Annotated in this window: 20 protein-coding genes; 15 read left to right on the top strand and 5 right to left on the bottom strand. The window is 53.3% G+C overall.

Features of this window, described 5'->3' with window-relative positions; translation table 11 throughout:
- Positions 1-11 precede the first annotated feature (11 nt).
- Both ABDW36_RS00625 and ABDW36_RS00620 read right to left on the bottom strand, forming a co-directional pair.
- Positions 12-2,663 carry a T9SS type B sorting domain-containing protein gene (locus tag ABDW36_RS00625; protein ID WP_343699947.1) on the bottom strand — a complete coding sequence of 884 codons (2,652 nt, stop codon included), beginning with the start codon at positions 2,661-2,663 and terminating at the stop codon, positions 12-14.
- Positions 2,664-2,749: 86 nt separating this feature from the next.
- Positions 2,750-3,145, bottom strand: coding sequence for a response regulator (locus tag ABDW36_RS00620; RefSeq protein ID WP_343699946.1), 396 nt, complete (start codon positions 3,143-3,145; stop codon positions 2,750-2,752).
- 172 nt (positions 3,146-3,317) lie between these two features.
- Here ABDW36_RS00620 and ABDW36_RS00615 point away from each other — a divergent pair, with 172 nt between their 5' ends.
- From ABDW36_RS00615 to ABDW36_RS00605, 3 genes are all read left to right on the top strand, one after another.
- Positions 3,318-3,494 carry a hypothetical protein gene (locus ABDW36_RS00615; protein WP_343699945.1) on the top strand — a complete coding sequence of 59 codons (177 nt, stop codon included), beginning with the start codon at positions 3,318-3,320 and terminating at the stop codon, positions 3,492-3,494.
- A gap of 74 nt (positions 3,495-3,568) precedes the next feature.
- A complete protein-coding gene (locus ABDW36_RS00610; protein WP_343699944.1) occupies positions 3,569-5,086 on the top strand; it encodes a sulfatase-like hydrolase/transferase in 1,518 nt (505 codons plus the stop codon).
- Positions 5,087-5,104: 18 nt separating this feature from the next.
- The gene (locus ABDW36_RS00605) at positions 5,105-6,616 is read left to right on the top strand and encodes a sulfatase (protein WP_343699943.1); all 1,512 of its coding nucleotides are present in this window, start codon (positions 5,105-5,107) and stop codon (positions 6,614-6,616) included.
- 29 nt (positions 6,617-6,645) lie between these two features.
- Here the strand turns inward: ABDW36_RS00605 and ABDW36_RS00600 are convergent, their stop codons facing one another.
- Positions 6,646-7,596, bottom strand: a complete 951-nt coding sequence (locus ABDW36_RS00600) for an aldo/keto reductase (RefSeq protein WP_343699942.1) — start codon at positions 7,594-7,596, stop codon at positions 6,646-6,648.
- Between the two features lie 38 nt (positions 7,597-7,634).
- On the opposite strand from ABDW36_RS00600, the gene ABDW36_RS00595 reads away from it, so the two are divergent.
- The 6 genes from ABDW36_RS00595 to ABDW36_RS00570 all read left to right on the top strand — a co-directional run bounded on the left by ABDW36_RS00595 (position 7,635) and on the right by ABDW36_RS00570 (position 17,094).
- Positions 7,635-8,600 (top strand): D-glycerate dehydrogenase, encoded by a 966-nt coding sequence (locus ABDW36_RS00595; RefSeq protein WP_343699941.1) that lies wholly within the window; start codon positions 7,635-7,637, stop codon positions 8,598-8,600.
- Positions 8,601-8,658: 58 nt separating this feature from the next.
- Positions 8,659-9,258 (top strand): RNA polymerase sigma-70 factor, encoded by a 600-nt coding sequence (locus ABDW36_RS00590; RefSeq protein ID WP_343699940.1) that lies wholly within the window; start codon positions 8,659-8,661, stop codon positions 9,256-9,258.
- A 143-nt stretch (positions 9,259-9,401) separates the two neighbouring features.
- On the top strand, positions 9,402-10,535 hold the full coding sequence (locus ABDW36_RS00585; RefSeq protein WP_343699939.1) for a FecR domain-containing protein: 1,134 nt from the start codon (positions 9,402-9,404) through the stop codon (positions 10,533-10,535).
- 181 nt (positions 10,536-10,716) lie between these two features.
- Positions 10,717-13,911: a TonB-dependent receptor gene (locus tag ABDW36_RS00580; protein ID WP_343699938.1), complete on the top strand. Its 3,195-nt coding sequence runs from the start codon at positions 10,717-10,719 to the stop codon at positions 13,909-13,911.
- Between the two features lie 19 nt (positions 13,912-13,930).
- On the top strand, positions 13,931-15,331 hold the full coding sequence (locus ABDW36_RS00575) for a RagB/SusD family nutrient uptake outer membrane protein (RefSeq protein ID WP_343699937.1): 1,401 nt from the start codon (positions 13,931-13,933) through the stop codon (positions 15,329-15,331).
- Complete coding sequence (locus tag ABDW36_RS00570; protein ID WP_343699936.1) at positions 15,331-17,094, top strand: redoxin family protein; 1,764 nt, start codon at positions 15,331-15,333, stop codon at positions 17,092-17,094. Before ABDW36_RS00575 ends, ABDW36_RS00570 begins: the two co-directional genes overlap by 1 nt.
- A gap of 68 nt (positions 17,095-17,162) precedes the next feature.
- On the opposite strand, the gene ABDW36_RS00565 is transcribed toward ABDW36_RS00570, so the two are convergent.
- Positions 17,163-20,075 carry a VIT domain-containing protein gene (locus ABDW36_RS00565; RefSeq protein ID WP_343699935.1) on the bottom strand — a complete coding sequence of 971 codons (2,913 nt, stop codon included), beginning with the start codon at positions 20,073-20,075 and terminating at the stop codon, positions 17,163-17,165.
- Between the two features lie 139 nt (positions 20,076-20,214).
- Between ABDW36_RS00565 and ABDW36_RS00560 the strand changes: the two genes are divergently transcribed.
- The 5 genes from ABDW36_RS00560 (at position 20,215) to ABDW36_RS00540 (ending at position 24,247) form a co-directional block, all read left to right on the top strand.
- Positions 20,215-21,003, top strand: coding sequence for a hypothetical protein (locus ABDW36_RS00560; RefSeq protein WP_343699934.1), 789 nt, complete (start codon positions 20,215-20,217; stop codon positions 21,001-21,003).
- A gap of 63 nt (positions 21,004-21,066) precedes the next feature.
- Positions 21,067-21,360 (top strand): hypothetical protein, encoded by a 294-nt coding sequence (locus tag ABDW36_RS00555; protein WP_343699933.1) that lies wholly within the window; start codon positions 21,067-21,069, stop codon positions 21,358-21,360.
- Between the two features lie 22 nt (positions 21,361-21,382).
- Positions 21,383-22,234, top strand: a complete 852-nt coding sequence (locus tag ABDW36_RS00550; protein WP_343699932.1) for a hypothetical protein — start codon at positions 21,383-21,385, stop codon at positions 22,232-22,234.
- 4 nt (positions 22,235-22,238) lie between these two features.
- The gene (locus ABDW36_RS00545; protein ID WP_343699931.1) at positions 22,239-22,913 is read left to right on the top strand and encodes a response regulator transcription factor; all 675 of its coding nucleotides are present in this window, start codon (positions 22,239-22,241) and stop codon (positions 22,911-22,913) included.
- 2 nt (positions 22,914-22,915) lie between these two features.
- Positions 22,916-24,247: a HAMP domain-containing sensor histidine kinase gene (locus ABDW36_RS00540; protein ID WP_343699930.1), complete on the top strand. Its 1,332-nt coding sequence runs from the start codon at positions 22,916-22,918 to the stop codon at positions 24,245-24,247.
- A gap of 10 nt (positions 24,248-24,257) precedes the next feature.
- On the opposite strand, the gene ABDW36_RS00535 is transcribed toward ABDW36_RS00540, so the two are convergent.
- Entirely contained in the window at positions 24,258-25,154 is an 897-nt protein-coding gene (locus tag ABDW36_RS00535; protein WP_343699929.1) for a glutamate--tRNA ligase family protein, read from the bottom strand.
- A 173-nt stretch (positions 25,155-25,327) separates the two neighbouring features.
- Here ABDW36_RS00535 and ABDW36_RS00530 point away from each other — a divergent pair, with 173 nt between their 5' ends.
- Positions 25,328-25,753, top strand: a complete 426-nt coding sequence (locus tag ABDW36_RS00530; RefSeq protein ID WP_343699928.1) for an SRPBCC family protein — start codon at positions 25,328-25,330, stop codon at positions 25,751-25,753.
- Positions 25,754-26,021: the final 268 nt, after the last annotated feature.

Raw genomic sequence — 26,021 nt, 5'->3', positions numbered from 1 at the left:
CCGGGGGCTTGTTACCTTAACAGGGTAGCCGTGCCCGTTAGATAAAAGTCGTACCCCAGGTAATCTTTCGCCTTTACCTGCCACACGTACACCCCGGTGTGCTGCAGCTCCCCATTGATGCGCCCGTTCCAGCCCATGCCGTTTTGCCGGCCGCTGTATACCAGCTGGCCCCAGCGGTTGTACACCATAAAGAACTCTATTTCCTGTATGCCCACGGCAATGGGGCGCAGCTGATCGTTCAGCCCGTCATTGTTGGGTGTGAAGGCGGTGGGTACAAATACCTGCGGCAGGGTGTTGTACACCTTTACGTTCATGAAGGCGGAATCTGCGCAGCCTGCTTCGTTCTGCACTATTACCTTGTATTGGAAGGCGCGGGTAGGGGAGTTGAACAGGGCCACCGGGTTGGGAATGGAGGTGGAGGACAGCCCTTGCGCCGGAGACCATGTGTAGCGCGTGCCGCCAGAAGCGTTCAGCTGCAGCGGCTGGCCCAATACAATGGCCGTATCCCGCCCGGCAAAGGCGTTTATTTGCGGCAGCACGCGTACCACCACCGTGTCCCGCACGGGTTTGGGGCAGCCCCTGTTGTCTGTGGCCGTGAAAATGTATGCAGCGGTGGCGGCGGGGCGTACTACCGGCTCCAGTGAAGCGGCGGGTACGCCATTGGCGTCTGTGGTTTGCCAGGTGTAAGTACTGCCATCCGTAGCGCCGTGCAGCTGCGCGGCGTTCTCGAAACAGATCACCGTATCTGCTCCGGCGGATGCGCGCGGGTAGGGCACGGTGGTAACCGTCATGTCTGCCGTGGCCCTGCACTGGCTGATGCTGGCCGTTACGGAAAAGGTGGTGGTTTGTGTAACGGTGGCCGTGGGGTTTCTTACATCAGGAAAGTTGAGGAGTTGTGCGGGCGTCCATGTAAATAGCAGGCCATTGGTAGATGGCCGCAGCTGAATGGCATCTCCCTGGCAGATCACCGTGTCTGCCGGTAGTTGCAGGCTAACGTGGTCCACTACACGCACCAATACGGAATCGCGGTTGAGGCAGCCGTTCTGGTCGAGGTCTACATAATATTTCGTGTCTGTTACAGGAGATACGTACGGGGCTGCCGTGTTGGCGCCTGTGATCTGCGCCGCCGGCGTCCAGCTGAATGCGCCCGTGCCTGTAGCCTGCAGCTGCAGCCGGTCTGGCGGGCAAATGAGCGTATCCCGGAAGCGGAGGCCTACGGGTGGTTTGTCAAGAATATCTACCGGCCTGAAAAGCGTATCCTTGCAACCGTCCGTGTTGTGCACAATGAGGCGGACATTTTTATTGCCCATCACCGGGTATGTGTAAGCGGGGTGCTGATCTGCGGAAAAATCTGTTTGCAGGGAAGGTTCGCCGAAATCCCAGTCCCAGAAATTGACCGTACCGGTAACGGTGGTGGTTTCATCATGAAACAACACCGGCCTGTTGATGCAGGCGCCCGTGCTGCTGAACGCCGGTATGAAACCGGGGTATACCAGCGCTTTGGCCTCCGTAGAGTCCGGGCATTGCAGGCCCCTGTTGGTGGCCAGTTTGATGGTATAAGTACCGGGCGAGGTAAAGGTATGGTCTGCCACGGCATTGGTGGAGGTGTATACCACATTGCCCGCGCTGTTGGTGAACTCCCAGAAGTAGGAGGCAATGAGCGGACTGTTGGAAAGGTTGCCTACCGTTAGCTGTGTAGAGTTGCGGCACAGCATGTATTCCGGCTGCAGGGTAGCGGCGGCCACGGTGCAGCCGGTAATATTGATCTGCAGGTCTTTTCGCTGGGTGGCAATGGCCACGCCGTTGCGGATCTCCTGTACGCAAACAGTTACTACGTAAATACCTGTGCCGGGCGCAATGCCGGTAATGAGGCCGGTATTCGGGTCTATGTGAACGCGGTTGCCCAGCGGCGCTCCGCCGCTGAAGCCGTCGCCGTAAGGCACGGCATAATACGGGGGAGATACAGGCGGCTGGCTGTTGTTGCCGCCAACGCCTCCTCCTCCGCCACCACCGCCGCCACCGCCTCCCCCGCCACCGCCGGAGTAGCCAATGGTCTGGTAAGCTTCGCAGAAGTAATACCGCAGCTGGTCACGGTCAGGGTCTTCTGCTGCAAAGCTGTAGGAGAAAGCGTTTTCTGCGCAAATGGTCACCAGGTCACTGCCCGTAAAATACGCGCTGCTGTTGGTAACGGCCGGTGTACCCGGTATTTCTGCGGTGTAGGTAGCGCCAATTCGCCCGTAACCCGGCTCCAGGTTGTTGATGGCATCTACCCGGTTGGTGACCTGTGATGTGAGCGTATACCCGTCTGCTGACGGCGGGAGGGACACATTAAATTCCCAGTAACCCACCAGGTAGCAGATAAACGGTGCGCGGGTAATGCAGGGGTCTGTACTGGTGGTGCTCAATTCTTCCTCCCGGGAAAGGGGTACCTGCATGTCCTGGATCTTTTCGCCGGTATTGCGGTTGAAAATGCCGATATAGGTGGGGTTCGCAAATTGCCTGTTGGCGGTGAAGCAGCTCCTGAATTGTTTGAGCGTTACCCGGTAATTGTGGCGGCCGTTGGAAAAACCCGTGTAGGTATAATACATCTCCCCGCCGGTAATATGATCGGCCCTGGCGGAGAAGGCAACCGCCACAAGAATCAGCAACAGAACTCGCTTCATGCAGATGTGTTTGTACTATTCAGGGTGTTTACGGAAACCCCGGTGTACCGGTTGCTCTGCAGGCATATGTCAGGTTGGAAAAACAGTTATTTGGTGGCAGGGAACAACAGGCCATGCAATACGCCCACCAGCTCCGAAAATTTTTCCGGCTTGGTGATGAACTGATCAGCGCCCAGCAGCTTCGCTTCCTGTATGATCTTAATATCTGATGCAGTGGAAAATACGATCACCGGTACGTCTTTAGCCTTATGACCGGCTTTTACTTCCCGCAGAAACTGCACTCCGTTCATCATGGGCATGTTCAGGTCCAGGAATATCAGGTCAGGCAATGCCACCGCCTCATTCAGATGCATAATGGCCTCATAACCGTTGGCGGCAATGGAACAGACTATTCCACTGTCTATAAATGCAAGTGCTGATGTGAAGATTTCCTGATCGTCAACATCATCTTCAATCAGCAATATCGAAGGCGTTGTTATCATGCTTAAAACGGTGTGTAAATCTGTGAAAATTTTGGCTGAAAATGAATTATGAAAAACTTGTATCTGTTTGTGTGCCTACTTTTCAGGGTAACTCACTACTGTTAATTTAGTCAATTTCAACGAGATTTTCCGGGTGGCATGTTTTTTTTGGTACTTTTTAAAAACAAAGGCCATGAAAACATCCAGAAGCCAGCAGAACAAGCAGTCCAAACAAGGCATGGTACATACGCCCCGCCCGGAAATAAGGGATAACCTTGACAGCCGCAAGAACGAAGAGCAAGACCTGAAGGGAGATGACGTGACCCACAACAAAAAAGCCCAGAAAACGCCCCGCACAAAAAAGAAATAGCGGGCAAATGGCTCCACAGTATGCGGTATGTTTTCTATATTGTACTACAGTTGATATAAAACATCTACCGTAGTATGAAAAAGTTACTCTTTGTGGCACTGGCACTTGTTGCCGGCCAGTGTTTGTATGCACAGCAAAAGCCCAATGTTGTTATTATCTATGCAGACGATCTGGGGTACGGGGACCTGAGCTGTTACGGCGCCACCAAAATACAGACACCGCATATTGACCAGCTGGCGAAGGAGGGCATCCGTTTTACCAATGGCCACACTACTTCCGCCACCTGTACGCCTTCCCGCTTCGGGCTGCTCATGGGGCGCTACCCCTGGCGCAAAAGCGGCACCGGCGTGCTGCCCGGAGACGCTACCATGATCATCCCCACAGACAAGCCTTCTCTGGCCACCATGATGCAGAAAGCCGGCTACATGACCGCGCTGGTAGGCAAATGGCACCTGGGCCTGGGAGACGGCGGCACTATTGACTGGAACCGGGATGTGAAGCCCGGCCCCAATGAAGTGGGCTTTAACTACTCCTTCTGTTTTCCCGCCACGGCAGACCGGGTGCCCACCGTTTTCCTCGAGAACCATACCGTGCTGGGCCTGGATAAGAAGGATCCCATTGAGGTGAACTATAAAGAAAAGGTGGGCAACGACCCCACGGGCAAAGAAAATCCGGAGTTGCTGAAAATGGCCTCTTCCCCCAACCATGGGCATAATAACACCATCGTGAACGGCATTGGCCGCATCGGGTTTATGAAAGGTGGCCACAAGGCCCGCTGGACGGATGAAGAGCTGGCATATGCCTTTACGGAAAGGGCGGAAAAATTTATTGAAGACAACCGGCAGCGCCCCTTCTTCCTGTACTTTGCCCTGAGTGACATACACGTGCCGCGCATGCCCGCCACCTCGTTCAAAGGCAAAAGCGGCCTGGGCTACCGGGGAGACGCTATCCTGCAAATGGACTGGACGGTAGGCCGCATTACCCAGAAGCTGCGCCAGTTAGGGCTGGAGAAAAACACCATTGTTATTTTTTCCAGTGACAATGGCCCGGTGCTGGACGATGGGTATGAAGACGAAGCCGTTACCATGATCAACGGCCACAAACAGGCCGGCCCCCTGCGCGGCGGCAAATACAGCGCCTTTGAAGGCGGTACCCGCGTACCCTGGATCGTACGATGGCCGGCCGGCATTAAGGGCGGTCAAACCTCCGGCGCGCTCATCAGCCAGATAGACCTGTATGCCAGCTTGGCCCGGCTTACAGGCCAGCAGCTGGGCGCAGATGATGCGCCGGACAGTTTCAACATGCTGGACGCTTTGACCGGTAAAGACCTGAAAGGCCGCCCCTGGCTGATTTTGCAGGGAGGCCCGCTCTCGCTGGTACAGGGCAACCTCAAATACATCACTCCCGCAGATGGCCCCAAGCTTGCCAAACTCGTGAACATAGAAACCGGCAGGGATACGGAGCCGCAATTGTATGACCTGGGCAAAGACATCGGAGAACAGCATAACATTGCTGCACAGCATCCCGAAAAAGTAAAAGAAATGGCGGCCGAGCTGGAACGCCTGAAGGCCGCAAGCAAAACAAGAAAATAACATTTAAAAAATATTACTGTGCGTTATGTTTTATTACTGACGCTGTTGTGCCTGAACGGCGTATTGCATGCGCAGTCAGGCGCAAAGCCGAATATCATTATTATTGTATCGGACGATCACGCCTTTCAGGCCATCAGCGCCTATGGCGGCAACCTGATGCAAACGCCGGGCATAGACCGCCTGGCCAGGGAAGGCGCCGTATTCAACCGCGCCTATGTGACCAATTCTATCTGCGGCCCCAGCAGGGCAGTTATTCTCACCGGCAAGTACAGCCATAAAAACGGTTTCAAAGACAATCACTCCACTTTCAATGCCGGGCAAGACCAGTTTGTGAAAAGATTGCGCAGCGCAGGTTACCAGACCGCGTGGATAGGCAAGTGGCACCTGGAGTCAAAACCGCAGGGCTTCGACTATTGGCAGATACTTCCCGGCCAGGGTCATTATTATAATCCCGATTTCCTGACCATGAACGGGAAAACCGTTCGCAAGGAAGGATATGTGACCAACCTGATCACAGACGATGCGGAGCAGTGGATGAGCGGAAGGGACACCACACGCCCCTTCTGCCTTGTGATTGGCCACAAGGCCACCCACCGCACCTGGATACCGGATACCGCAGACCTCGGGCTGTATGACGGGCGTACCTTCCCCCTCCCCGCCAATTTTTACGATAATTATGAAGGGCGCTATGCCGCCGCGCACCAGGACATGAGCATTGCACACACCATGCGCCTTGGCTACGACCTGAAAATGATGCCAGACACGGGCTTCGGAAAGGAGGGCTACATACGGCTGAACCCCGCGCAGCGCGCAAAGTTTGACGCCTACTACAAACCCATTGCCGCAGACCTGGAGGCGCGGAAGCTGAGCGGAAAAGAACTGACGGAATGGAAGTACCAGCGTTATATGAAAGACTACCTGGCCACCGCGGCCTCTCTTGACCGTAACATTGCCCGCGTGCTCAACTACCTGGATGCGCATCATCTCAGCAGCAACACCATGGTGATCTACTTATCTGACCAGGGCTTTTATATGGGCGAGCACGGCTGGTTCGATAAACGTTTTATGTACGAAGAATCTTTCCGCACGCCCATGGTAGTGCGCTACCCCGGTGTATTGAAGCCCGGCAGCGTTATCAACGGCCTGGTGATGAATCTTGACATTGCGCCCACCTGCCTGGATGCGGCGGGCGTACCCATACCGGCTGACGTGCAGGGGAGATCTTTTCTGCCGCTACTGAAACAGCCGGCTGCCCCGTGGCGCAAATCATTGTACTATCATTATTATGAAAGCGGAGAACATTCCGTGATACCCCATTTCGGCGTGCGCACGGGGCGGTACAAGCTCATCCGCTTTTACCAGGGTGCTAATAATTGGGAACTGTTTGACCTGCAGCAAGACCCTTCCGAAATGAAAAATCTTTACGGTAAAAAGGGCTATGAAAAAATAACGGCCGGTCTGAAAAAGGAATTGACCAGGCTGATAAAGGAATATGATGATCAAGAGGCGCTGAAGCTGGTAGCCCAGTAATGACGCACAGTAACAGCAGTACGAAACTGTCAGTACCCGCTTGCCTCTTCCAGCTGCCGCAGATCTTCCGCATCCAGCTGCAACTGCACCGCATCAAACAAGCCCTGCAATTGCGCCATGTTGGTAGCGCTGGCAATGGGCGCTGTAATGCCGGGGCGGTGCATCAGCCAGGCTACGGCCACCGTAGCGGGTTTGCTTTGATGTTTGGCGGCCACGGCGTCAAGCGCGGCCAATATGGCATACCCTCTTGGGCTCAGGTACTTTGATACGTACCTGGTACGGCTGCTGCCGGACAGGTCTGCCTCAGAGCGGTATTTGCCGGTGAGAAAACCGCTGGCCAGGGCAAAGTAGGGAATGACACCCAGGTTTTCCGCTGCCGCCAGCGGGGCGTAGGTAGTTTCATACTGCTGGCGGTCATACAGGTTGTATTCCGGCTGCAGCGACTGGTAGGCGGGGAAACCCGCATTCCGGCTTATTTTAAGGGATTCCTGTATTCTTTCCACGCTCATGTTGGAGGTGCCGATGGCGCGCACCTTGCCGGCGCGTATCACTTCCGCATAGGCTTCCAGGGTTTCTTCTATGGGAGTATGGAGATCATCGTAATGAGACTGGTACAGGTCTACATAATCCGTTTGCAGGCGGGCCAGGGAGTCGTCAATAGACTGCAGGATGTACTTTTTGCGCAGCCCTTTTTTTTCTTCGCTGAACACGCCGCCTACTTTGGTGGCCAGCATTATTTTATGCCGCTTGCCCGTTTGTTTCAGCCACTTGCCGATTATTCTTTCGGAGTCTCCGCCGGTATTGCCGGGCACCCGCACCGTATAGATATCAGCGGTGTCTACCGCGTTAAAACCCGCATCTGTAAAGGCGTCCAGCAAGCGGAAAGACATTTCTTCATTCGCTGTCCATCCAAATACGTTCCCGCCAAACATCAGCGGGGCAATGGTTAATCCGGAATTACCCAGTGGTCTCATTTCCATGTAACAAAAGTCGGCATTTAATTGTGTAATTTCAAAGCATGAAAGCATTCATCACCCGGAAGATACCAGACGTTGGATTACAATTGTTACGCGCGGCAGGCATTGAAGTAACGGCACACACCGAAAAGCGGGAGCTTGCGCAGGAAGAGCTGATTGCCGCCTGCCTGCAGCACGATGCATTGCTGAGCGTTGGCGGCGCCAATAAAATAGATATGGTGTTCCTCAACGCCTGCAGCCATTTAAAAGTAGTTTCCCTGATGTCTGCCGGGTATGATAATGTGGATGTAGCTGCGGCCAGGGAACTGGGCATACCCGTCGGTCATACGCCCGGCGTATTGAGCAACGCCACGGCAGATGCGGCATTTCTGCTGATGATGGCAGTGGCGCGGAAGGCCTTTTACCTGCACAACACTATAGCCCGCGGGGAATGGGGCTTTTTTGAGCCCACCAAAAACCTGGGTATGGAGCTGAACGGCAAAACCCTGGGCGTGTTTGGGCTGGGTAAGATAGGTATGGCCCTGGCGCGTAAGTGCAGCGGAGCATATGATATGCCGCTGATTTATCATAACCGCGGCCGCAACGAGGCGGCGGAGCGGGAGCTGGGCGCGCGCTGGGTACCGTTTGACGAACTGCTGCGGGAAAGTGACGTTTTGTCCCTCCACGCGGCCCTTACGCCGGAAACAAAGGGGTTGTTTGATGAGGCGGCCTTTGGCAAAATGAAACCGTCTGCTATTTTCATCAATACCGCCCGCGGCGCCATGCACAATGAGCAGCACCTGCTGCGCGCGTTGCAGGAAGGGCAGATATGGGGCGCCGGGCTGGACGTGACCAACCCCGAGCCGATGGACCCTGAGAACCCGCTGCTGAACATGCCCAATGTGGCCGTGCTCCCCCATATTGGCTCCGCAACCATGGAAGCGCGCAACGGCATGGCCGTAATGGCCGCCCAAAACCTCATTGCCGGCCTGAAAGGAGAGCCGCTGCCCTTTGCCGTAAAGGGCTAAAGCAGCAATTGTGCGGCCCTTTTCGTATTTTTAGGCTCACTTAAGGGAGGCTGCTTATTTGGGAATTGCTGAGAACATAACGGAAGATGAACTGTTGGAGCGTATTGCCAGGGGAAACCAGGAGGCATTCCGGGTAATATTTCGCCGGCACTATCAGGCATTGTGCTACTTTGCCGCATCTATTACACAAGATGCGCAGGAGGCGGAAGACCTTGTGCAGGAAACTTTTTCCAAACTCTGGAACAAACGGGCAGATTTCCCCACCACCACCGCTATCAAGGCTTTTCTTTATATCAGCACTAAAAATGCCTGCCTGAACTATGTTCGCCATAAGCACCGGCAAACGGAGAAGGAGAAAGAATTTTCATACCTCCAGGAAGAAGCGCCGGCAGATTTTGACCCGCTCATGGCCGAAGTGGAGATCATTGGAGAATTGTATGCAGAAATAGAACAATTGCCGCCCCAATGCCGCCGCGTTTTTACCATGAGTTACCTGGAAGGGCGGAAAAACGAAGAAATTGCCAGCCAGCTGGGTATTTCCTATAACACTGTACGTACCCAAAAACTCCGTGCTCTCAAGCTCATACGGGCCTCTCTCCTGAAAAAGGACCTGCTGCCGGCCTTTATGCTGTACATGGCTTTAATGAACATGCGCTGAACCATTTGTCTTTCTTTTTCCCAATCCGCTGAATATAAGCGCTTTACCCGTCTCCTTCGTTTTGGGTAAGATTTTTTCAAAAAAATACCTGTTTCCTTTCATCGAAACAAACAAATTGGTGTTTCTATAGTAAATCATCAAAATTGCAAAGGATATCTTTTCTCATACTCCGGCATTTGCGGGAGGAGCTGACGGCGGCCGAGCAGGAAGAGCTGCAGGCCTGGGTCAATGCTTCTGCTGATAACCGGCGTTTTTTCGAAGAATGCACGCAGGATGAGCATTTGCTTGGAAAACTCCAGCGGTATGCGGCTTTTGATGAAACGGCGGCCTGGGAAAAGTTTGCGGGAGCGCGCCTCCCTGAAAAAATGCGCGTAGTGAAAAACCGGAACCGCTGGTGGGCCGCTGCCGCGGTACTGGTGCTGCTTGCAGGCGCCGCCGCGTATTTGTTGCGGCCTGCTCCTGTTGTACCGGAAGCCGCACAACAGGCGGCCGTGGTATTGCCGGGCGGCAACAAAGCGGTATTGACGCTGGCAGACGGTTCTGCCGTTACGTTAGACAGTGCAGGTAATCAGGTGATCATGCAGGCTGGCACCGCCATTCGCCAGCAGGGTGGTCTATTGGAATACAAGGATGGGGAAAATGCGGCGGTTGGGTTCAATACCCTGCGCACTCCCCGGGGCGGTCAGTTCAAGATCACCCTGGGAGACGGTACACGGGTTTGGCTCAATGCTGCTTCCTCCCTCCGCTATCCCACCGCCTTTACGGAAAACCACAGAACGGTGGAAGTAAGCGGCGAAGCCTATTTTGAAGTGGCGAAGAATGCCGCAAAGCCCTTCCGGGTAAAGATCAGCGAAGAAAACACCATTACGGTGCTGGGCACACGTTTTAACGTGAACGCCTATGCAGATGAGGCCAGCATCAATACAACGCTGCTGGAAGGCTCCGTGCAGGTAACTGCCGGCAGCCAGAGCCGCGTGCTGCAGCCCGGCCAGCAGGCGCAGGTAACGGCCGCGGGCATTACAGTGGCACAGGCAGATACGGAACAGGCCGTTGCCTGGAAGAACGAAATATTCAACTTCCGGAATGCGGACGTGAAAACCGTGATGCGGCAACTGTCAAGATGGTACGATGTAGAAGTGGAATACAAGGGCGCGGTGCCCGGCAGCCGTTTCCAGGGCGAAATTCAGCGTAACCTCCCCCTGAACGATGTACTGGAAGGTCTGCAGACAACGGGCATCCGCTTTACCCTTGAAGGAAGGAAAATTGTCATCCAATAAAAAAAACCGGAGGCGCTTGGACCCGCCCCCGGCATAACGTCTGGATGTTTTTTTGATATATCAGTATTCTCTATCCAAACAATGCAAATCTATGCAATTGAATTGTCATGTGCAGGCCTCATCTATACCGGGGCTGCCACCAACCAAACTAACGTTTCTGCGAACCAAAATCGTACGAATTATGAGACTAACGGTATTGCTGATTATTGCAGGCTGCTTGCGGGTTTCCGCGGCCAGTTACGCGCAATCCGTATCCGCATCGCTGAAGAACGTGCCGCTGGAAGAAGTTTTTGCCACGGTCAAGCAGCAAACAGGTTTCCTGTTCTTTTATGACCGTGATATGCTGGCAGCTACCAAGCCGGTTACCATCAAGGCAAAGAACCAGGCCCTTACAGATTTTCTGGCCGCCGTGTTCAGCAACCAGCCGCTGGACTATACCATTAAAGACAAAACGATCTTCCTGAAAAGGAAACCGGTGGCCGCATTGGAAACGCCGCAGCAGGCGCAGCCGCTGACCGGCACGGTAAAAGACCAGGAAGGGCAGGTGCTCATTGGCGTAAGCGTCAAAGTGAAGGGCACCACCAAAGGCGTGGTAACGGACGTTAACGGCAAATTCAGCATCAATGCCGGGCCTGGTGACGTGCTGGTGCTCAGCTACATTGGCTTTGAGCCATACGAAGTGCAGGTAGCCAACCAGGGCCCGCTTACGCTGGTGATGAAACCTGCCGTAAGCGCGCTGGATGAAGCGGTAATTATCGGTTATGGCACTACCATCCGCCGCAAGAACACCGGCAGCATTTCTACCGTGCAAAGCAAAGACATTACTGACCAGCCGGTGCTGGACCCGCTGGCGGCTTTGCAGGGCAGGGTGCCGGGCCTGATGATCACATCATCTAATGGTCTGCCCGGTTCCAGCTTCAACGTGATGCTGCGCGGCAGGAATTCCATATTGGGGGCGACTGACCCACTGTATATTGTAGACGGGGTACCTTTTGTGTCTGACCCGCTTAATCAGTTCTCCTCCGCCAATGGCAACCAGAGCCCGCTGGCCAGCATCAACCCTGATGATATTGACCGTATAGACATTCTGAAAGACGCGGACGCTACTGCTATTTACGGTTCCCGTGCTGCTAACGGGGTAATACTCATTACCACCAAAAAAGGGAAAGCCGGCCAAACCCGCTTTAACCTGAACGTAACCAGCGGCGGCAGCAAAGTCGTGAACCTGCTTGACATGCTCAATACCCAGCAATATCTTGAAATGCGCAGGGAAGCTTTTGCCAATGACGGCAAAACGCCGGATGAAGACAATGCACCTGATCTCACCGTATGGGATCAGCACACATATAACAACTGGCAAAAGAAGATGATCGGCAATACGGCCAATTTTACCAATGTGTCTGCCTCCATTTCAGGCGGTACGGAGCAAACGCGTTTCCTGTTCAGCGGCACGTATGACCACCAGACAACTGTAATGCCCAACAGTCTGCCTTTCAAAAAGGCAGGCTCTCACTTCAGCCTTGACCATACAGGACTGGATGGCAAGTTCCAGGCAACTTTGTCTGTCAACTACAATTTTATTCAGGACAAGTCTATCGCCACAGACATCACGGGTTATTATGATCTGGCGCCTAACTATCCCATCTATGACTCTACCGGTAAATACTTCTGGCGTAATAACTATCTTCTGAACCCGATGGCCATGCTGCACAGAACGTCAAATTCCCGTACCAATGCCCTGATTGCCAATAGCATGTTGCGGTATAGCATATTACCCGGCCTCAACGCAAAAGTGAGCCTTGGTTATACGAAAAGAGACATGAAACAGGTGCAGACTTATCCGCTTATATCACAAGACCCTAACAATACTACCGGCAGCTTCAGCTATTTTGGAAATTCAGACCTGGCTTCCTGGATAGTGGAACCCCAAATTGACTACACGCGCCAGATCAGCAAAGGTGAACTGCAGTTGCTTGCAGGGGCCACCTGGCAGGGTGACTTGTTACAGGGTGAACGCATTAATGCGGAGAACTTTGTGAACGACGGATTGCTCGAAGACATTAAATCTGCCGGCCGGCTTATACCGATTTCTTCTACTTACAGCTTTTACCGTTATACTTCCGGTTTTGGACGTATCAACTACAACTGGGAAGGTAAATATATTGTAAATGCCAGCTTCCGCCGCGACGGTTCTACGCGCTTTGGTCCGGACAACCGCTTCGGTAATTTTGGCGCGGTAGGTGCCGCCTGGGTGTTCTCTGAGGAAAGTTTCCTGCGTGACAACAGGGTGTTAAGTTATGGCAAATTGAGAGCGAGCGCAGGCATTACCGGTAACGATCGTATTGGTAACAATGAGTTCCTTGAAAGCTGGCAAAGCACTACTTATCCCTACGATGGCGTGCCCGGCCTTACCCCCGCGCGCCTGCCCAACCCCACTTACCGCTGGGAGGAAACCAAAAAGCTGGAAGCAGCGCTAGAGCTGGGGTTTCTGCAAGACAGGCTGCTGTTTAATACCAACTTTTATCGTAATGTGTCCAGCAATATGCTGGTAGACTTCATGCTGTCTCCCCAGGTAGGGTTTGAAGAGATTACAGATAACTTCCCGGCTAAAGTGCTGAACACCGGCTGGGAGTTTGATATTACTTCTGTCAACATCCGGAAGAAAGATTTTGAATGGAGAACGATGTTTAACATCTCCTTCAATAAAAATGAGCTGATGGAGTACCCGGGTATTGAATCCTCCACTTATAAGGACGTATATGTGGTAGGTAAATCTCTTTCCATTGAAAAAGGTTTCCAGTTCGGCGGCATAGATCCTGAAACCGGCGAGGCTATCCTGAACTCGTCCAACGGCAACAACCCTCCGCAAGACCCGGATGACCTGGTGGTACTGGGTAAAACCATGCCTGATTTCTTTGGGGGTTTGCAAAATACCTTCAGTTATAAAGGCCTGGAGCTGGATGTACTGTTCCAGTTTGTAAAGCAGGAAGGCCCGCTGTTGAACCATGGCTATCTGTCAAGGGCCTATGGCACCATGTACAACAAAGACATCAGCGCCCTCGGCCGTTGGCGTCAAAAAGGCGACCAGGTTGGTATTCCCATGGCCACTACCTCCGGAGGCAATGTGCTCTACGATTACTATCGCCTGTCTTCTGCAGTATGGGGAGACGCGTCTTTTATCCGTCTCAAGAATGTAGCCCTGCGTTACAATTTATCCAAACTGCTAAGCCGCTATAAAGTGAACAACCTGAGCGTGGTGTTGTCTGGCCAGAACCTGCTGACCATCACCAGCTACGACGGCTTCGACCCTGAAACCCAGGGCCTGCGCATGCCGCCGATGAAAACAATTACCGCCGGGCTGAAACTGACTTTATAACTGAATTAAAAGAATTGACATGAAGAACATTCATATATTATTAGTAGGGGCATTGCTTGTATCAGCCGCTGCTTGCAAAAAGTTCGTAGACACCCCTGTACCCAAGAATGAACTGGTGAGCAGCCTTGTATTCACTGATGATAAATCTGCTACTGCCGCGGTGACCGGCATTTATTCCAACATGAATGCCTTGAACTACCAGTACGCTAATGTGCTGATGAGCTACCTGAATGGCATGATGGCAGGCGAGGTATATTACTTTGCCAATTTTGCCAGCTATGATGTATTCAAACTGAATGAGCTGCTGCCCAGCAGCCAGTACGTTGAAAGCATGTGGGGCGATCAGTACCGTTATATTTACCAGGCTAATTCCTGCATAGAGGGGATTACCGGGGCGCAGAGCCTGACCCCTTCCGTTCGCTCTCAATTATTGGGCGAAGCCTATTTTGTACGGGCATTCATGCACTTTTACCTGGTGAACATGTATGGAGATGTACCCCTGATTGTTTCAACAGACTACAAGGTTAATAACGTGAAACCCAGGGAGAGGACAGAAGTGGTGTACGACACCATTATCAGTGATCTGAAAAAAGCAGAAAGCCTGATGGGAGAAAATTATCCAACCGGTAAACGTATACGCCCCAACAAGGCCACTGCTACCGCATTGCTGGCCCGTGCTTACCTGTACACCGGCAAATGGGCTGAAGCAGAAGCCGCCGCCAATGCTGTATTGACCAATGGCCGCTATTCCCTGCTGAAAGACCTGAACAGCGTGTTTCTGGCAGAAAGCCGGGAAGCGCTCTGGCAGTTGCAATCTGTCAACGTTTCCGGCGGCCGCAACACCTGGGAAGGTTTTGCCACGGTGCCGGCCACCGCTACCGGTACCGCTATTTTCCGCCTGGATTCCGTAAACCTGATCCACAAGTTCGACACCACCAAAGACCTCCGTTTCAAAAGATGGGTAGATAACCGTAAAGCCGCAGCTACCGGTAACATTGCCTACTATTTTCCTTACAAGTACAAAGTTCGCACCAGCACGTCTTCCACCGTTACGGAAAACTCCATGGTACTGCGCCTTGCCGAGCAATTCCTCATCCGCGCGGAAGCCCGTATCCAGCAGAACAAACTGACCGAAGGCCGTTCAGACCTGGATTCTATCCGCCTCCGTGCCGGCCTCACCGCCCTGCCCACGTCGCTTGACAAGCCGGCGTTGCTGCTGGCCACCGAAAAAGAAAGGCAGCTGGAACTGTTTGCAGAATGGGGCCACCGCTGGTTTGACCTGAAACGTACGGGCCGTGCACCCGTGGTGCTGAAGCCCATCAAGGGAGACAAATGGCAGGATACGGACGTACTGTATCCTATTCCTGCGGCAGCACGCTCTACCAATATTCACCTGACACAAAACCTGGGTTATAACTGATGAAGAGAATATCCGCTGTTTTGATCATTTTGTTCACCTGCACCGCCGCACAGGCGCAGGTGAACATTTCTCCGCAATACCCGGAAAGGGGGCAGACCGTAACGGTTACTTACAGCCCTTCAAAGCCGCAACCCGGCCCCGTTACGCTGGTGTTCACCTATTCCAATTTTTACGACCTCCCGTGGAAAATGAACATGGAGCAGCAGGGCAACCAGTGGGTTACGTCTTTCAAGCTCGCCAATTTTGCCACCTTTGCCACCTTCTACCTGCAAATGGGAGATTCTATCGTAAAACCGGCAGCAGATAAACACTACGAAGTGGCGGTGTACAATAACAAGGTACCTGTTGAAAACGGCAGCCTTTACAAAGGCTACAGCCTGGGCGCGCAAATGGGGAAATCCCCGCAGCTGGGCGCCAGGCAGGCAGCGCAGTATGAAGAGGAGCTGCGCCGCTTCCCGGACAATTACGAAGCCAAACTGCGCCTGCTGCAATACAAAATGAGCAAGGCGTCTGGCAGTGAAAAAGAACGGCTCCGTGCGGAGGCTCACAAGGTTATTGCAGACAGGTTCAATTCAGCGCCTACCGTAGCCGGCAATATGAACAAGGTGACTATGGGCTATTTGATCATTGGTGAAAACAGCCGCCTGGATTCCATCCGTAAAGTGGTGGCAGAGCGCTACCCTGAGTCTGAACTGGGCCGCGATCTCTGGGCCGGTTTTGTGGCAAAAGGGAAAGATACCGCCCGGCAAATTGCGCTGTTTGAAAAAGCGCTGAAAAAAGAAACGCCGCAAACTGCCGGTGGTTTCACCGCCATTCACGACAAACTGTTTGAATACTACGCCGCGCAAAAGAACGGCCCCAAAGCCGTATACCATGCCCGCCGGGTAATTGAGCAGGATGAAAGCCCTTACAAACCCACTGCGCTGAAAGGCATTGCCGAAACCCTGCTCAACAACGGCATTATGCTGGATACGGCCCGGGCTTACGCTACCGAAGCATTGGCCATGGCAGACAAGTTTCCCGCAGGCGTGATCCGCTTCTTCCCGGAAACGGGTTATATTTTCCCGCATGTAGATGACAGTACCCGCAAAGCGGTTACTGCCAAAGCAAAAGGCAATATGCTCGCTATTCTTGGCCTGATAGATATGCAGCAGGGCCGCCTGCAGGCAGCAGATGCCCGTATGACGGAGGCTATGCAAACGTCTTCTGACAAGGAAACGCTTGACAATGTGGCGCTCTTTTTCAACAAAAGCGGCAACGCCGCCCGCCTGAAGGAGCTGCAGGCGCTGCGTGAAAAGGCCATGCAGGCCAGGGTAGCCGCCATGCGCAGCTCCCGTCCGGCGCCGGTAATGCAGTTCACAGACCTGAAGGGGAAGCCGGTAAACCCGGCCACACTGAAAAACAAGGTGGTGGTAATAGACTTCTGGGCCACCTGGTGTATTCCCTGCATGGAAGAAATGCCTTACCTGCAAAAGCTGTATGACCAGTACCGTAACAACGATGATGTAGTGTTCATGGTAGTGAACAGCGGCGCCCGCAATACCCTGGCAGACGCGCAGGGCTGGAGCGGCAACAAAAAATATACTTTCCCGGTATACTACAATACAGACCCCAATGTGGGCGAGAAGTTCAAGTTCAACATCATTCCCGCTACCTACGTGATCGGGAAAGACGGGAACATCCAGTTCAGTAACATCGGCTATGAAGGGCCTGAAGTGGAAACGAAGCTGAGGCTGCAGATTGAAACGCTTCTGAAAAACTAGGTGTTATCAATAAATGTAGAAAGGGCTCCGGTGGTACCGGGGCCCTTTTCTTATCCACCTGCACTACATCAGAAACTGAAAGCCCCAATGAATACGCCTTCCTTACCCGCTTTGGGCATCTGCATGCAGATCACCTCCCTGTTTTCCTGCCCGGTGGCGTAGCGGGTGTATATTTCCGCCATCACGGTGGTAGGGCCGGTAATGGTTACCTGGCTCTCACCAAAAAAGTTCACTTCTATTTTGTATTTGCCTTTTACGGCCTTTTTGAGCAGGAACTGCTCTGGCCCGTAGCCATCTGTAAAGTCGTTGCTGATACGCCCGCCCGCGGATGTTCTGGGGTGGCTGTAAAAACATTTTTCACCGTTCGGGTCTGTTACCCACAGGTCTATGTCCGTGTTCTTTTTGTTCCAGTTGATCACCACGCGTACCTCTACGGGCATGGCCGCTATCAACCGTTTGTCTATTTTGGAGGTGTTGAGGCGGTGTTTGTACAGGCTGATGAGGTGATTGATCTCCGTGATGATGATCTCTTCAATACCATCATCCCTGAAGGCCGCTTCGCGGGTGTAGGATTGCAGCAGGGCGCTGTACAGCGTGTCCAATGCCTGCTGGTAAAAGCAGCCGTCTTCCAGCGCCAGCGCATAGTCTCGGTAGCTTTGCGGGTCCATGGGGCGCCATTCCAGTATTTTCTTCGTCACAAATATCTCCTGCTCATACTGTTTGTTCTCTTTCAGCTTGTAGGCCATCAGTTTGTACAGCTCGGCGTTTTCCTGGTCAAGCTCCGCAATGCTGCTGAGAATGGTGAGCGCGGTGTCTTTCTGTTGCGCGTGGTAAAACCAGGATGCGATGTCGAAATAGAACAGCGGGGTGGCGGCGTATTCTTTTCTCTGCGCCAGGTAATGCTGGTACGCTGCTGCCGGGGTGGCGCCTTCGAGACCTTTCATGTACGCCTGGTCGCTTTTGAATTGGGCGGTTTCGATGGTTACTTGCTGCACCGGCCGGGATTTGGCGGCGGGTGCAGCAATAGAAGCTACGCCGCGTATCATTATTTCTTCTTCGGCTTTTGGAGCATCAGCCAATACCATCCTTGCCACTGCCCTGTCTTTTATTTCAACAGACTCCCGCATAGGCGCGGTACGGCGCATGGTATTGGCAGATGCGTCTGCAGGCATGCGCGTGGCCGGCCGTGGGGCGTTACCGGCTATCACTGCAGAATCTGGCCGGGGAAAGTGTTTCTTCGGTTTGAACACTTCGTTCCACCACTTCTTCAGTTCCGCCGTTTTGGCCACCGCTTTCTCCAGGAAGCCGTTCACATGCGTTTCCTGCTGCGCCCACTGCTGCTTGGCAATGCGGTCATATTCCTGCTGCAGGTCGGGCGGCGGGGGAATGCCGTACCGCACATAATCCCAGGCGGTTTCCAGCACCAGCAGGCTGGTGTTGCGGGTTACAATGCCAAACTGGCGGGATAAAAGGCCGATCTCTTCTTTATGCTCTTCATACCGGATGTCCATTTCCGCAATTTTCTTCTGCGCCCAGATGCGGTGTACATTGACCATGGTGGCCGCTCCCGGCTTCAGTTGCACGCTTTGCTCCATGACCACCGCGCCCGGCCGGTAGCCATACTGGAGGGTGATAGAAGCGGCGGCATCATCTGTAATACCGGCCACGGAAACAGCGCCGTTTACCGGCGTGGGCAGGGAAGGATATACTTCGCGCACCGCATCGTTCTTTTTAATGCCAATGAAGTGCAGCACCTCCTGCTCCAGCTGCCGCGCCGCATCTTTAACGGAAAGTGTTTGCAGGTTGATGAACTGCCCGCCCGTTTGCGCGGCCACCCACCTGAGCTGGCTGTAATCTGCCCGCGGAGCGGTGGTAATGCAATGAACGGGTTTGTGCAGCTTTACGTCTGGCGCGCTGAAGGTGGAGAGGCCGTCCGTAAAGAAAAGATATTCGTCTACCGCGGCGGGCCGCAGGGCGGCAAAGCTGGTGCCGCCGTCATACACAACGTTCTGCAGTACTTTTTGCAGGGCCGTCCAGTTACCGTTGGTGATGGTGAAGCTGCCGGCTTTGGTGAGGCGGTTGTTCAGCAAAAACAGTTCTATGGTGAGTTGTTGTTTTCCCTGGATGAGTTTGCCCAGCAATTCCATTTCTTTCTTGATGTCCCTTTTAAGCCCGCTGAGAGACACGTCCCATATCAGCCCGATGCGGTTACCCAGCTGGCGCGGCCGGCTCTGCGCCTTGGGGTAGGCGTTCACCAGGAAGTAGTGGCTGTTGCCGGCCTTTTGCAATAAAGCTTCCGGCATGGTTGTCTTCTTAGGCAAATGAATGGTGAGCGGCTTATTGGGTTGGTAGTTGCTTTTATTGATTTCCGCAATATAGGTATTACCGTTGCCGCGGAAGGAAAAGCTGCCGTCGGGTTGTTCCTCCAGCTCCGGTTTGGTGAGGGTTTCCCACACCGTGGCTTTCAGGCTGAAGGAGGGAATGGCCTGCCGGTAATCCAGCGGCAGGTGGTAGCGCTGGCCCTTCAGCTCTTCCTCATACCCTATCAATATGGTGCGTGTGCCGTTGGGGAGAAAGGGATAAATGCGGGTGCGAAAATTATTGCCCTCCGTTTTTTCCAGCAGGCCGGGGTCTACCCGCCGCTGCTCAATGCTCTCGAAGGTTTCGGTGGCTTTCCGCTTTTCTACCGGCACGGCTTCCCTCATGTGACCGTTAATGTCCAGTGCGTAACGGCTAACGGTAACGCCTTCCGGCAGGGGGAAAGACAGTTCGCCTTCCAGCACTTTGCTGCCATTGTTGCGGAACTGCATGGTCATCACCGTAGTAGCTATATTGCCTGTTACCTGCACGTCTACTTTCAGGGATTGCAGGGTAACCGCATTGGCGGAAGCGGGTTCCTTTACTTTTAATACCGGCATCTGCGCCATGGCCGGCAGGGTTGCCAGCAGCATCAGTGCGGCCAGTCGGAGAGCGCTGATCATAAGACTATTTTCCCTCAGGATGCAAAAAGTGGCCGGGTTCCATAAAACCGGGTGTTTTTTTTCGTTTTCATGTTCGCTTCATCTTCGGGTAATAGTTTTGTTTCGTCAATAAAAAATTATTAACCATCAATCGAGAATTATGAAAACGAAAGGATGCATGTTCATTGCCCTGATCATTTCAGGCGCCGCCTTCGGGCAGCAGGTAACCGTAAAGCAGGAGCAATCTGTGAAAGCAGAAAGCAAAGTGCAGGTAAGATCTGCGTCAGCGCAGGCCGAGGCTCAGTCAGACAGTAAAGTGGAAGGCAACACGAATACTGCCCAAGGCGGCCAGCATACGGGCAGCGCTTCCGCTTCCGGGCAGGGAACGGTGGCCGTGAACACCGGGGCAGCGGGCAACGGGGCCTCGCAGCAAGGCTCAAATGCCGCTATGCAAACACTTGTTGTGCCTGTAGTATCTTCAGAAGCCGCGACCAATGGTGAGGCTGCTCTCATGCAGCACTTGCAATCCAACACAGAAGCCGCCCTCACCCAGCAGGTCCAGACCGGCACCGCCGCAGGCGCTGAAGCCACGGCCAATGCAGCCCAGCACTTGCAATCCAACACAGAAGCCGCCCTCACCCAGCAGCTCCAGACCGGCACCGCCGCAGGCGCTGAAGCCACGGCTAATGCAGCCCAGCATTTGCAATCCAACACAGAAGCCACCCTCACCCAGCAGCTCCAGACCGGCACCGCCGCAGGCGCTGAAGCCACGGCTAATGCAACGCAGCAACTGCAAACTGTTAACGACGGGTTAATAAAAACCGGCGCAGCGGGCAAAAGTGCCGCCGCCAGCCTGAATGCCACGGTCAATAATACGTTAAAGATCAAGGCCATGCCGGTGAAGATCAACACCCGCGTGATCAGCGCCGCAGGCCTCAGTTTATTCTGACATTAAAACCTGGACGGATTTTTGCCGGTAAACACCGGCAAAAATCTGCTATTTTTATACCGGATGGGGAAAAGTGTATTATATCAGTTGGTTGTATTGCTGGCCATTGCAGCGGCCAGGCCCGCCCTTGCGGGTGAGCGTATTCATGTGCCGGCGCCGGTAATGGATTCCATACCGCCGCCTCCGGCTAAACCTGTTGAAAAGCGGCAAGACGTTAAACCGCCTGATATCATCAAGGAAGTACCGAAATCGAGACGCAAAATAAAACCTATTGCCGTACCGGCGCCTTTGCCGGTGAAGCCGATCAAGATCATCAAACCGAAAATTATCAAACGCACCGTTGGTTTGATCGGTTAAACCATATTAATGAATTACTGACATGAGATATGTCCTGACATTGTCCATGCTATGGGCATGCACTATTTCGGCCTATGCACAGACAGACAGTGCGCAGGCCTCCGAAAACAAAACCACTTTCACCCTTGGCGCCGTATATGCCAATAATGCCAATTATTACGGGCAGAAGGCGGAGGAAAAAATGCCTTACGTGGCGGCCAGTGCGGCGCTCCGGTTCCGCTCCGGTATATATTTCACAGGGGTGGCATACCGCCTCCTGAAAGATTCAGGAGCAGTAGCATCCGCCGGCAGCGCAGGGGCGGGCATTGCCTTTAACCTGTCTAAAAAGCTGGTGGCAGACCTGAGTTACAGCTACACCTTTTACCCTTCCAATTCGCCTTTCCTGCAGGCAGCCAGCCCGCACAGCGCCGGCGCCTCCCTGCAGTACGAATACTGGATGACCACCGGGCTGAACCTGGACTATAATTTCGGCAAGCAACAGGATGCCTTTGTTACGCTCAGCACCGAAAAGATGATCAGCCTGTTCAGCCTGGCCAAAGGGAAAGACCTGGTAACGTTGACACCTTCTATTGACGTAACGGCCGGTACCCAGCACTTTTATGAAACGTACATAACAGAGAAAAGGTGGAGAGACAGCTTGCTGGGCGTGCCACTGCCACCGGTGCTGAACCTGCCGGGTGGTACGGAAACCACCACCAGGGAGGCGTCCCGCTTCAATATGCTTTCCTACAACCTGCGGGTACCACTGGCCTACAATCGCGCTCATTATATGATAGAGGCCGCTTACCAGCTTTCCGTACTGGATAAAAATGCGGAAACAGGCGGCGGTACTGCCAATTCTTTTTTTAATCTTAGTGTTTATTACCAGTTCTGATAGTATGAAAGTGCTGATAATAGAAGATGAAAGGTCTATGGCTTTGGAAATGGAAGCATTTCTGAAGCGGTCTTTTTATATATGTGACCTTGCGTTCACAGCCCGGCAGGGCCTGGAAAAAATGGAAGACAGTGCGTATGACTTTATTTTGCTGGACCTGGGCCTGCCGGACCTGGACGGTTTGCAGTTGCTGCAAAGCGCCCGCAAAAACTGTCCTGATGCTTCCTGCATTATTCTTTCCGCCCGCGGCCAGCTGGAAGACCGCATCAGGGGGCTGGACCTCGGCGCGGATGATTACCTGCCCAAACCCTTTTCCCTGCTGGAGCTGCAATCCCGCATGCAGGCCGTTTCCCGCAGAAAGTTCGGCTTGCGGGAAGATACTGTTCCCCTGGGAGACTTCAGGGTAGACCTGAACAAACGGCTGGTGTTGTTCGAAGGAACGGAAATAGAACTGTCAAAGAAGGAGTTTGACCTGCTCAGTTACATGCTGTTGCACAAGAACAGGCCGCTTACCCGCATGCAGTTGAGCGAGCACATCTGGGGCAGCTTTGCGGATGACGATTATGATTCCAATTATATAGATGTGCACATCAAGAACATCCGCAAGAAGCTGTCTGCCTTCTCTTCTGTGGAATGGTTGCAAACCCTCCGCAGCATCGGTTATAAAATAAAGCTCTGAGCGTGAAACTGTTTACCAAACTCACTCTTTTCATCACGCTGTCCAAACTGGCAATAGTGGTGCTGTTCGTACTGCTGCTGCCTTTCCTGGTAAATACCATTGCCTACCAGTATAACGATTTTTATCTCCGGGAACAGAAAAAAAAGGTGCTGCACGTAATTGCCAGAAACGGCATTGAGACTTACCTGCAAGGGGAGGACAACTACGGCGGGTATACGATGCTGAAAGAAGAATATATTTCCCTGGAGCCGGCCGGGAAGGTTATGTTGCCTGATACCATTGCCACCCTGCGGCGGGTGGTGGAAGAAGATACGCTTACCTACCGCGTGCTGAGCCATGTGTTTGACTACGGAGGCCGCCGCTACATGCTGGAGGTGGGCAAAACTACAGCTACCATCGGGCAGTACAACAAGCCCCTGCAGAAAATGGCGCTGTACGTGCTGATCGGGCTGATAGTCAGCACTATACTCATAGACCTGGTGTATACCAGGCTCCTGCTGCGCCCCCTGGGCACCATTATCAGGAACCGCTTGCTGCACCGGCGTTTCCCTTTCAGAGATAACAGCCCGCCCATCCGCACCACTACGGCAGACTTCCGGTACCTTGACGAATCGCTCGTAGAGCTGATGGGCAAAGTACGCGAAGCGTTTGAAAAGGAGCGGGAGTTCACCTCCAATGCCTCCCACGAGCTGATGACGCCCATCGGCATCCTGCAGAACAAAATGGAAAACCTGATGGTAGACGGGGAACTGGGGGAGGAGCTGCAGCAAAAGATCATGGGAATGATGAAAACCCTTGGCCGCCTGAAAAAAATAGTGCACTCGCTGCTGCTGATCTCCCGTATTGAAAACGACCAGTTCTCCAAATCTGACCGCTTCCTGATGAAAGAGCTGGTGCAGGAAGTGATGGACGAGCTGGGCCACCGGCAGGAAGAGAAAGCCCTGCAATCCAGCATACGCATAACGGCAGGCATTACCCTGCAGCAGCTTAACCGCGATCTTATTTTTCAACTGGTATACAACCTCATCAACAATGCCATCCGGTACAACAAGCCCGGCGGCAGCATTACCGTGTATGACCGGTATACGCCGGGAAGCCCCTACCGGCTTACTATTGCAGATACGGGCATTGGCATTCCCGCAGCAGAGCAAGACGCTATTTTTAACCGCTTTAAAAAAGTGGTAAAGAACGAGAACGAAGGTTACGGCCTGGGCCTCTCTATTGTAAATACCATTGCCCAGTACCATGGCATTGGTGTGGAGGTGGTGTCTGAAGAAGGGGTGGGCACGGAGTTTACGCTGGTATTCCCCGAAGAAACGATGGCGGGTAACTGAATGCCGGCAATTATGGGCCGATCCCTCCCGGCAGCAGTGGCGCCAGGTCACTGAAACTGCTCGCTACCGCCCCCGGCCGCAGCCGCCCCGCAATCATGGTATAAATGTCCCGCGGCGTTTTCCCCTGTTTCCTCCAATATTGTACAGAGGTGGCGCCCGCGGATTTGGACATTTTCTGTTCCGCCGCATCCAGCAGCAGGGGGTGATGGTAAAACACGGTATCTGCGAAACGGTTGCCGGGCAGGAGGGCAGAGAGGTATAATTGCGCCAGCGTAGACGGCCAGAGGTCCTGGCCACGTATCACCAGGTCTACACCAAAATGCTGGTCATCTACCACAGAAGCCAGCTGGTACGCGGGGAAACCATCTTTCTTCCTTACTACAAAATCTCTCATGTCGGGCGGCAGGGTTGCTTGTACAAGGGCGCCGGAAATGGTGCGCACCTGCAGCGGTACTTCATGCTCCGTGCGCAGCCGCCAGGCCGCACCGGGCGTATTGAGCGGAATGTTCTTGTGGCGGCAGGTGCCGGGGTAACCGCCATCCGTACTGGCGCGCGCAATTTGCGTTCTGGAGCAGTTGCAGGCAAACACGTGTGCTGCCAGATGCTCCAGCGCGGCGTTGTACAAGGGCAGGCGGTGAAGCTGCGAGTAGCGGGAGCGGAACTCGTCAGGACCGGCAGGGCCTTCCGTCCACGGAATGTCAAGAAAACGGAGGGTATCAAAAATATCTTCCACATAGTCTTTCTCCGCCCGCTCCTGGTCAAGATCGTCTATCCTCAACAGGGTGGCGGCATTTGTTTGCTGTGCCAGCGCCGCGGTGACGGCAAAAGAGAATACATTGCCCAGGTGCAGGAAGCCGCTGGGCGTGGGGGCTATTCTCGTTTTTGAAAAAGTCCGTTGCTGCTCCATTGTTCGCAAAATACATTTTCAGGGTGAAAATCAGCAGTAGTAGTGCCCGGCGCAAGCAGCTGGCGGAAAATGCCCTCTATTTTGTCGTATTCACACATTACCCTTCCGGAACAAAGCGTCTACATTTGTATGGTCAGTAACAAACACTCATTCACACACTAATAACGTCAACAATGGAAACTAAAAAAAGAACAGCAATCACCATTGAAGCGCTGGTACAGGCGCCTGTAGAAAAAGTATGGGAATATTATAATGAACCTGAACATATCAAGCAGTGGGCCTTTGCGTCTGACGACTGGCATGCACCCGCTTCCAGCAACGACCTGCGCCCCGGCGGCAAGTTCAGTACCACCATGGCCGCTAAAGACGGCAGCTTCAGCTTTGATTTTGGGGGCATTTACTCCGAAGTGGAGCAGCACAAGCTCATTGCTTACGAAATGGGAGACGGCCGCAAGGTGAAAGTGACCTTTGCCCCGGAAGGCAACGGTGTAAAAGTGGTGCAGACTTTCGATGCGGAAGATCAGAACCCCGTTGAAATGCAGCGTGAAGGATGGCAGACCATCCTCAACAACTTCAAAAAGCATACAGAAACGAAATAATAAACGGAAACTTTTCTTCCGCCTGGGGCCGTCTCAAAAAAGGGATGGCCCCTTTTGATTCCGCTCCTATTAACAATTATAACCATGCATGCTCCCGGACGGAAAGTTAGCCCCCTTGCGGCTGCCCGCTCATAAAAAACAGGCCCCAAAAGAAAAAACAATGATTTTAATTGTGTAACTTAATTACCGTTTAAGGTGCCTCACGCATCAGCTCAAATTGTCTGTTAAACTCAATGTGTAGAATCAGCTTCGTCGATGATTGTTTGAG

The sequence above is a fragment of the Chitinophaga sp. genome, assembly GCF_039596455.1.
Lineage (GTDB): Bacteria > Bacteroidota > Bacteroidia > Chitinophagales > Chitinophagaceae > Chitinophaga.
This window is presented reverse-complemented; position numbering and strand designations above follow the sequence as displayed.